9 protein-coding genes are annotated in these 8,587 nt (G+C 74.0%); 8 read left to right on the plus strand and 1 reads right to left on the minus strand.

Going from position 1 to position 8,587, the window contains the following annotated elements:
* Positions 1-512: sensor domain-containing protein (locus tag ACOJUF_RS12335; protein WP_420122144.1), on the minus strand; the 512-nt coding region annotated here is incomplete at its 3' end.
* 214 nt (positions 513-726) lie between these two features.
* Here ACOJUF_RS12335 and ACOJUF_RS12340 point away from each other — a divergent pair.
* The 8 genes from ACOJUF_RS12340 (at position 727) to ACOJUF_RS12375 (ending at position 8,440) form a co-directional block, all read left to right on the plus strand.
* Positions 727-1,737: a TauD/TfdA family dioxygenase gene (locus ACOJUF_RS12340; protein ID WP_420122145.1), complete on the plus strand. Its 1,011-nt coding sequence runs from the start codon at positions 727-729 to the stop codon at positions 1,735-1,737.
* Between the two features lie 2 nt (positions 1,738-1,739).
* On the plus strand, positions 1,740-2,408 hold the full coding sequence (locus ACOJUF_RS12345; protein ID WP_420122146.1) for a 4'-phosphopantetheinyl transferase family protein: 669 nt from the start codon (positions 1,740-1,742) through the stop codon (positions 2,406-2,408).
* Positions 2,405-3,175: a thioesterase II family protein gene (locus ACOJUF_RS12350; protein ID WP_420122147.1), complete on the plus strand. Its 771-nt coding sequence runs from the start codon at positions 2,405-2,407 to the stop codon at positions 3,173-3,175. Before ACOJUF_RS12345 ends, ACOJUF_RS12350 begins: the two co-directional genes overlap by 4 nt.
* A 22-nt stretch (positions 3,176-3,197) precedes the next feature.
* Positions 3,198-3,839 (plus strand): response regulator transcription factor, encoded by a 642-nt coding sequence (locus ACOJUF_RS12355; protein WP_420122148.1) that lies wholly within the window; start codon positions 3,198-3,200, stop codon positions 3,837-3,839.
* A gap of 190 nt (positions 3,840-4,029) precedes the next feature.
* A complete protein-coding gene (locus ACOJUF_RS12360) occupies positions 4,030-5,454 on the plus strand; it encodes a hemolysin family protein (RefSeq protein ID WP_420122149.1) in 1,425 nt (474 codons plus the stop codon).
* Complete coding sequence (locus ACOJUF_RS12365; protein ID WP_420122150.1) at positions 5,454-6,485, plus strand: CNNM domain-containing protein; 1,032 nt, start codon at positions 5,454-5,456, stop codon at positions 6,483-6,485. The genes ACOJUF_RS12360 and ACOJUF_RS12365 overlap by 1 nt, the downstream gene beginning before the upstream one ends.
* A gap of 33 nt (positions 6,486-6,518) precedes the next feature.
* Entirely contained in the window at positions 6,519-7,376 is an 858-nt protein-coding gene (locus ACOJUF_RS12370) for an ABC transporter ATP-binding protein (RefSeq protein WP_420122151.1), read from the plus strand.
* Entirely contained in the window at positions 7,376-8,440 is a 1,065-nt protein-coding gene (locus tag ACOJUF_RS12375; protein ID WP_420122152.1) for an iron-siderophore ABC transporter substrate-binding protein, read from the plus strand. Before ACOJUF_RS12370 ends, ACOJUF_RS12375 begins: the two co-directional genes overlap by 1 nt.
* Positions 8,441-8,587: the final 147 nt, after the last annotated feature.

The raw sequence follows: 8,587 nt of genomic DNA on the forward strand, positions 1-8,587 counted from the left end.
ATCGGGACGCCGAGCACGTCGCCGGGCAACGACCAGGCGAACGCGGCGGAGGTGACCCCGAGCAGGGCGGCGCACCACCCCCGGGCCACCATCAGGCCCACGGTCGGCAGCAGGAGCCGGGACGCCAGGTCGTAGCCGATCTGGCGCCAGATCGACGCGCTGCGGGCTTGCGTCCACAGCCGGCTCCACCAGCCGCCGGTGGCCGGCGGGGGCGGCGGGTCGGGCCAGGGCCGGCGGGCGGCGGCGGCCGGGGCCAGCGACCGGATCCGGGCCCGCTGCCAGGACGAGAAGGTCCGCGCGCAGCCGAACAGGGCGGCGACCACCGGCGCGGCCAGCACCAGGGTGATCGCCAGGGTCAGTCCGGCGACCGCCAGCACCCAGATGACGGTGCCGGTGAGCAGGGCCAGCAGCATGCCCAGCTCGATCTGCGCCGTCGCCCGCCAGGTCACCGCGGAGAACGGCGCGGCGCACCAGCGCGCCACGGGACCGGGTCCCGTGGTCGTCGTGGTCATGGTCGCCGGCATGGGCCAACCCTAGAGCGGGCCGCCGCGGCCGACCATCCATCAGACTGCCGGATCGTCCTGCACCCAGCACCACCATCGGGCGCGGCGGGCGGCCGGCGCGCCGGATGAATAGTGCCCGTATAGGCGGGGCGGTCAGAGTGGATACGTTCCGGGCCGCGGAGTCGCGGCCGGAGCGGTTCATCCGAGAAAGGCGGGCCGACCGATGACCATCACCTCCACCGACACCCACTCCGGCACCGGTGCGGAGCAGGTCGGAGAACCCGGTCCGCCGGCCGCCGACGGGCCGGTCGCGCTCCCGTTCGTGGTGACCGACGACGGGTCGGGACTTGATGCCGTGCAACGGATCCGGCGGGACCGGAGCCAGTTGCGGGACAAGCTCGTCGAGCACGGTGCCGTGCTGCTGCGCGGCTTCGACATCGGCGGCGTCGACGGGTTCGACGCGGTGGTCCGGGCGCTGTCCGGGGCACCCCTGGAATACACCGAGCGCTCGTCGCCGCGCAGCACGATCAAGGGTCAGGTCTACACCTCGACGGACTACCCGCCGAGCGAGGAGATCTTCCTGCACAACGAGAACAGCTACCAGCAGGCCTGGCCGCGGACGCTGTACTTCCACTGCCTGCAGCCGCCGGCCACCCAGGGCGCCACCCCACTGGCCGACATCCGTCAGGTGTTGCGGCTCATCGACCCGGCGGTGGTCGAGGAATTCCGGGCCCGCCGGTGGATGGTCGTCCGGAACTTCAACGGGATGTTCGGCGTCTCCTGGCAGCAGGTGTTCGGCACCGACGACCGCCGTGCGGTCGAGGGCTACTGCGCCGACCACGGTATCGAGTGCGAATGGCGTCCGGACGGGTCCCTGCGGACCCGGGCGGTGCGCGACGCGATCCACCGGCACCCGGTGACCGGGGCCGAGGTCTGGTTCAACCACGCCACCTTCTTCCACGTCTCGACCCTCACCCCGGAGGTCCGGGACGGCCTGCTCGACCTGTTCGACCCGCAGGACCTGCCCAGCAACACGTATTTCGGCGACGGCGGCGAGATCCCCGCCGACGTCATGGATCACCTGCGGGACTGCTACCGGACGGCCCGGGTGCGTTTCGGGTGGCAGTTCGACGACGTGCTCGTGGTGGACAACATGACCGCGGCGCACGCCCGGGAGCCGTACACCGGCGCCCGGAAGATCGCGGTCGCCATGGCCGAACCGTATCCCGCCTGACCGTGCGCGAGATCCACGTCTGGACCGTGCATCTGGCCGGGTTGCCGACCGGCGGAGACCTGCTGGACGACGACGAGCGCAGCCGCTGGCAGCGGCTGCGGAGCGCCGGGTTGCGCGAACGCTTCGCCGCCGCGCACTGGGCCCGGCGCCGCATCCTGGCCGACCGGCTCGGGGTCGACCCGGCCGGCCTGCGGTTCACCACCGGCCGGTGGGGCAAGCCGGAGCTGGCCGGCCACCCGGTGTTCCACAGTCTGAGTCACTCCGGTGCGGTGGCCATGGTGGCGGTGTCCGACGCGGCCCCGGTCGGGGTGGACGTGGAGGCGGTCCGGCCCGACCTGCCCGCGGGACGGCTGGCCCGGACGTTCTTCCGGCCGGACGAGGCCGGCAGCGTCGCGGCGGCGGTCGACCCGCCCGCCCGGTACGTCCGGCTGTGGACGCGCAAGGAGGCGGCCGGCAAGGTCACCGGCGTCGCCCTGGACCGCGCGCTGCTGGTCGACGCGATCGGGGTCGGCGGCCGTCCGGCCGGCATCGAGGATCCGACCGGGGCGCGGGGAGCGGCGCGGATCATCGACATCGAAGCGCCGGAAGGATTTCTCGCTGCGGTGGCGATGCTGGGCGGGGCGCCGGTCACCGTACGGGCACGGGCGTTGCTGCTGCCGGTGCCGGCATGAGCGGCAGCTGGCTGCAGACCTACCGCCGGGTCCCGTCTCCCCGGGCCCGGCTGGTCTGCTTCCCGCCCGCCGGGGCGGGCGCGACCGTGTACCGGCGCTGGTCGGCGCTCGTCCCGGCGGACGTGGAGGTGGTGGCGGTCTGCTACCCGGGCCGGCAGCATCGGCTCGGCGAGCCGTTCAGCCCGTCGCTCGCGGCGTCGGCCGCGGCGATCGCCGCCGAGGTCGCGCGGCTGGACCCGGCGCCGGTCGCCCTGTTCGGGCACAGCCTGGGCGCCGTCCTGGCCCACGAGACCACCGTCCGGCTGGAGCGGGCCTACGGCGTGCTGCCCCGGCGCCTGTTCGTCTCGGGCCGATGGCCGCCGGGCCACCGCCCGCCGGCCGACCCGGCACCGGACCCGACCGACGAGGAGATGCTCGACCACCTGCGCGTGCTGGGCAACACCCAGCTCGACCTGTTCGCCGTCGCCGACCTGCGCGAGTTGCTGCTGGCGTCGCTGCGGTCCGACTACCGCCTGCTCGCCGAGCACCGGCCGGACCGCCCGGCCCGGACGATCGCCGCCGTCACCGGGTACTGCGGGGACGCCGACCCGGGCTGCACCGTGCAGGACGTCGCCGCCTGGCGGGCGGTCACCGGCGGCGCGTTCCGGCTGCGGGTGTTCCCCGGCGACCACTTCTACCTGGACCACGTCACCGCGGACCTGGTCGGCGACGTCGTCGGGCAGCTGGGCGTGGGCCGCTCCCCGGAGGACGTCGCCGCGGTATCGTGACCGCGATCGCGGGAGGGGTGCCGTGCGCGTCGTCATCGTCGAGGATTCGGTGCTGCTGCGGGAGGGGCTGGTCCGGCTGGTCCAGGCGGCCGGCCTCGAGGTGGCCGGCACCGCCGGTGACGTCGCCGAGATGGAGGCGTTGCTGACCGGGACCGTCGCGGACGTCGTCGTGCTCGACGTGCGGATGCCGCCGACGTTCACCGACGAGGGGATCCGCGCCGCGCTGGCCCTGCAACGCCGGGACCCGTCGCTGCCGGTGCTGGTGCTGTCCCAGTACGTGGAGGAGCGCTACGCCAGCGAGCTGCTGTCCCGGGGGCGCGGCGGGGTCGGCTACCTGCTCAAGGATCGGGTGGCCGACGTCGAGCAGTTCATCGATTCGCTGCGCCGGGTGGCGGCGGGCGGGACGGTGCTCGACCCCGAAGTCGTGGCTCAGCTGATGATCCGCCGCAAGGCCAGCCCGATCGACCGGCTGACCCCGCGCGAACTGGAGACGCTGCGGCTGATGGCCGAGGGGCGCTCCAATTCGGCGATCGCGGCCGGCCTGCACATCAGCGAGAGCGCGGTGGCCAAGAACGTCAACAACATCTTCACCAAGTTCGACCTGGCCCCGGTCGACACCGACCACCGCCGGGTGCTGGCCGTCCTGGAGTTCATCAACAAGTAGGTCGGCCGGACCGTGACCGTCCACGGTCGAGGGGGACGCCGGGAACTCCGGCTCGACCCGGCCCGTTGACCCACCGTCCCCGATGAACGACCGAAAGTGACATGAGTACCTCATCCGACACGCCTGGTGACAAACCCGGCGCCGGGTTCCCGCCCGGCGTCACCCGTTCCGCCCGAGTGCGGGCGGCGTCATGATCTGGCCCCTGTCCCTGCTGGTCGGCGTGCTCGTCGTGCTGATCATCACTGCGGCCACCGCCTACTTCGTGGCCCAGGAGTTCGCCTACATGTCGGTGGACCGGTCCCGGTTGAAGGCGGCCGCCGCCACGGGTGACGCCGGCGCGGCCCGCGCGCTGGCCATCACCCGCCGCACCTCGTTCATGCTCTCCGGCGCCCAGCTCGGCATCACCGTCACCGGCCTGCTGGTCGGCTACGTGGCCGAGCCGCTGATCGGCGCGGCGCTGGGCGGCGTGTCGGTGCCGGCGGCCGTCGGCATCACCATCGGCACCCTGGTCGCCCTGACCTTCTCCACATTCGTGCAGATGCTGCTGGGCGAGCTCTTCCCGAAGAACCTGGCCATCGCGCGGCCGGAGCCGGTGGCCACCGCGCTGGCCCGCTCCACGCGCCTCTACCTCACCGTCTTCGGGTGGCTGATCGCCGTCTTCGACGCCTCCTCCAACCTGCTGCTGCGGCTGCTGCGGATCGAGCCGGTGCACGACGTCGAGCACTCGGCCACCCTGCGCGACCTCGAGCACATCGTCGCCGCGTCCCGGGACAGCGGTGACCTGCCCCGCGACCTGTCCATCCTGCTCGACCGGGTGATCGACTTCCCGAACCGGACGGTCGAGCACGCGATGATCCCGCGGGCCCGGGTCGGGGTGCTGCGGCCCGGCGACGACCTGGACCGGATCCGGGACCGGATGTGCGCCGGGCACTCCCGCTACCCGGTCATCGACGACGCCGACGACGGCGTCGGGGTGGTCCACCTGCCCGACGTGCTCGAGTGCACCGCGACCGGACCGGCGACGAGCGACCCCGGTGCGACCGGGGCGCCGGCCACCGCCTGGGAGCTGATGCGGCCGCCGCTGTTCGTGCCGGCCGTGCTCGGCCTGCCCCGGGCGCTGGCCGACCTGGCCGGGTCGGGCAATCAGCTGGCCTGCGTGCTCGACGAGTACGGCGGCTTCGTCGGGGTGCTGACCATCGAGGACCTGGCCGAGGAGCTGGTCGGTGAGATCGCCGACGAGCACGACCCGGCCGGACCGCCGGTGCTCGCGCCGGAGCCGGCGCCCGGCGGCTGGTCGCTGCCCGGCGACCTGCCGATCGACGAGGTGCAGCGGCTGGTCGGCCGCACCCTGCCGGCCGGCGACTACGAGACGCTCGCCGGCCTGGCCATCGCCCGCAGCGGCGGCTTCCCGCCGGCCGGGCGGACGATCGAGGTGCCGTTGCCGGCGGACGCGGCCACCCTCGCGCTGGACGACGCACCGCCATCGGCGGTGCTGCGCCTGCGCGTCGACGACGTCCGGCGGCACGTACCCGCGCGGTTCACGGTCACCCTGGTCGACCCGGCGCCCGGTCAACCGGCCCGGCCGGCCGGTCCCGGCCTCGTGGGGGAGTCGTGATGTCGGGAACCGGGTGGGCGATCGTGGCCACCGTCGTGCTGATCGCGCTCAGCGCCTTCTTCGTCGCGATCGAGTTCGCGCTGCTGGCGGCCAAGCGGCACCGGCTGGAGGACGCCGCGCAGCGGAGCCGGTCGGCCCGGGCGGCGGTCCGCAGTTCGGCCGAGCTGACCGTCGTGCTGGCCGGATCCCAGCTGGGGATCACGGCCTGCACGCTGGCCCTGGGGGCGGTGACCAAGCCGGCCGTGCAGGACCTGCTGGCCGGTCCGCTGGCCGCGCTGCGCCTGCCGCTCTGGCTGGCCGACGCCTCCGCCTTCGTCCTGTCCCTGCTGATCGTGACGTTCCTGCACCTGGTGATCGGCGAGATGGCGCCCAAGTCGTGGGCGATCGCGCATCCGGAACGGTCCGCCATCCTGCTGGCCCTGCCGATGCGCGCGTTCATGTGGCTGTTCCGGCCCATGTTGATCGCGCTGAACTCGCTGGCCAACGCCTGCGTGCGGCTGGTCGGCGTGGACCCGGTGGCCGAGCTGGCCAGCGGGCAGAACCCGCAGACGCTGCGGCAGCTGGTCGAGCACTCGGCCGACGTCGGGACCCTGGACGCGGACTACTCGCGCCGTCTGGCCACCGCCCTGGACCTGCCGGCGCTGACCATCGGCGCCCTGGTGCACACCGGCGTCCGGCCGACCCGGGTGGGTCCGGACGGCACGGTGCAGGACGTGCGGCGGGCCGCCCGCGAGTCCGGTCATCTGCGCATCCTGGTCGGTGACGGGAATTCGGTCGCCGGCGTGGTCCACGTGCGGGACACGCTGGTGGCCGACCCGGATGCGCCGGTCGACCCGTTCGTCCGGCCGGCCTTCGAGCTGGCCGCGGGCACCCCGTTCGCGCAGGGGTTGGAGGCCATGCGGCGGCATCGGGCGCACCTGGCCGTCGTGCGCGGCGCCGACGGCCGCCATCTGGGTGTGGTGACGCTGGCCGACCTGATGCGGGTGCTCTTCCCGGAGACAGCCGCACGGCAAGAACCAAGGTCGCTGTAGTAAGCCTTACCTTGCTTAGGTTAGGCTCACCGAGTGCCTGGAACCAGCCTGACCGCCGACGACCTCGTGCTCTCCTACCAGAGCACCGAGGTCGTCCACGGTGTGTCGGTGCACCTCGCCCCGGGCCGGGTGACCGCGCTGGTCGGGCCGAACGGGAGCGGCAAGTCGACTCTGCTGCGCTCGCTGGCCCGGCTGCACCGGATCGGGGCCGGGCGGGTCGACCTCGGCGCGGACGGGACCCGGCAGGACGCGGCGGCCCTGTCCGCCCGGGAGTTCGCCACCCGGGTCACCCTGCTGTCCCAGTCCCGGCCGCACCCCTCCGGCCTGGCCGTACGGGACGTCGTCGCGTTCGGCCGGCACCCCCATCGCAAGCGGTTCGCTCCCCTCGGCGATGCCGACCGGGCCGCGATCGACCGGGCCCTGGCGCTGACCGGCCTGACGGCACTGGCCGGCCGCGCGGTGGACCAGCTGTCCGGCGGCGAGCTGCAGCGCGTCTGGCTGGCGACCTGCGTGGCCCAGGACACCGACGTCCTGCTCTTCGATGAGCCGACCAACCATCTCGACCTGCGCTACCAGATCGAGACCCTGGATCTGATCCGTGATCTGGCCGACGGCCACGGGCGCGCGGTCGGCGTCGTGCTGCACGACCTGAACCAGGCCGCCGCCGTCGCCGACGAGGTCGTCCTGCTCGGGGCCGGCCGGATCCGGGCGGCCGGCCCGCCCGCCGCCGTGCTCACCGCGCCGCACCTCGGCGAGGTCTACGGGCTGCCCGTCGCGGTCGCCGTCGACCCCGACACCGGCCGGCTGCGGGTGGAACCGCAGGGCCGGCACCACCGGCGTCACCCACCGGCCCGCGCCACCGCCGGCCGTTGTCCCGACGAGAGGAACTGATGAGAACCCGTACCACCGTATCCATTCTCGGCTCGGCGCTGGTGCTCGCGCTGGCCGCCTGCGGCACCACGACGCCGGCCGCCACGACCGCACCGGCCGAGGCAACCGTGTCCGGCTCGGCCTCCCCGGCGGCGCAGGAGTCCTCGGCCGGCCGGACGGACTGCGCCGCCGATACCACCAGCACCGCAACGGGCCCGGTGACGCTGACCGACTCGTTCGGACGCACGGTGGAGCTGGCCCAGCCGGCGCAGCGGGTCGCCGTGCTCGAGTGGCAGCAGGTCGAGGACACGTTGAGCCTGTGCGTGACCCCGGTCGCCGTGGCCGACGTCGCCGGCTACACGCTGTGGGACACCGCCGAGGCGCTGCCCGCCGGGGTGGCCGACGTGGGCACCCGGGGCGAGCCGAACCTGGACGCCCTGTTCGCCACCGACCCGGACCTGGTCATCGTCGAGGCCTACACCGCCGACGACGAGATCATCGGGCAGCTGGCCGCCTACGGGGTGCCGGTGCTGGCCACCAAGGGGGCGGACGCCGCCGACCCGATCGGCCAGATGAGGGCAACGTTCGAGCTGATCGCCCAGGCCACCGGACGCCAGCAGCGGGCCCAGGTGGTGGTCGACGAGTTCTCCGCCGCGCTGGCGCAGGCCAAGACGGCGGTGGCCGGCACCGACGCGGCCGGGCAGAAGTTCGTCTACTTCGACGGCTGGGTGCAGGGCGGCAACGTCTCGATCCGGCCGTTCGGCCAGGGATCCCTGGTCGGTGAACTGGGCGAGGAGCTCGGTCTGGTCAACGCCTGGACCGGCGAGGTCGACCCGGCGTACGGGCTGGGGCAGACCGACATCGAGGGCATGGTCGCGGTCGGTGACGGCCTGCTGTTCTCCACCGGGACCAAGGATCCGGACAGCGACGTGATGGCCGAACTGGCCAAGAACCCGATCTGGACATCGCTGCCGGCCGTTTCCGGCGGGCGGGCCTCCGCCTTCCCCGGCGGCATCTGGACGTTCGGTGGTCCCCGGTCGGCGCAGCAGGTGCTGGACGCGTACGTCGCCCAGCTGGCCGGCTGAGCCGGACCGCCGTGCCCGAACCCGCCGCCCGGCCGGTCGCCCCCCGCGCCCGGCCCGCCCCGGGGCCCCCCCCGCCCGGCGGACCCCCCCCGCCCGCCCCGGCGCTCGCGCCCGCCGGGCCGCCCCCGCCAGCCACGATCGAGAAAG

The sequence above is a fragment of the Nakamurella sp. genome, from assembly GCF_048594475.1.
Taxonomy (GTDB): Bacteria; Actinomycetota; Actinomycetes; order Mycobacteriales; family Nakamurellaceae; genus Nakamurella.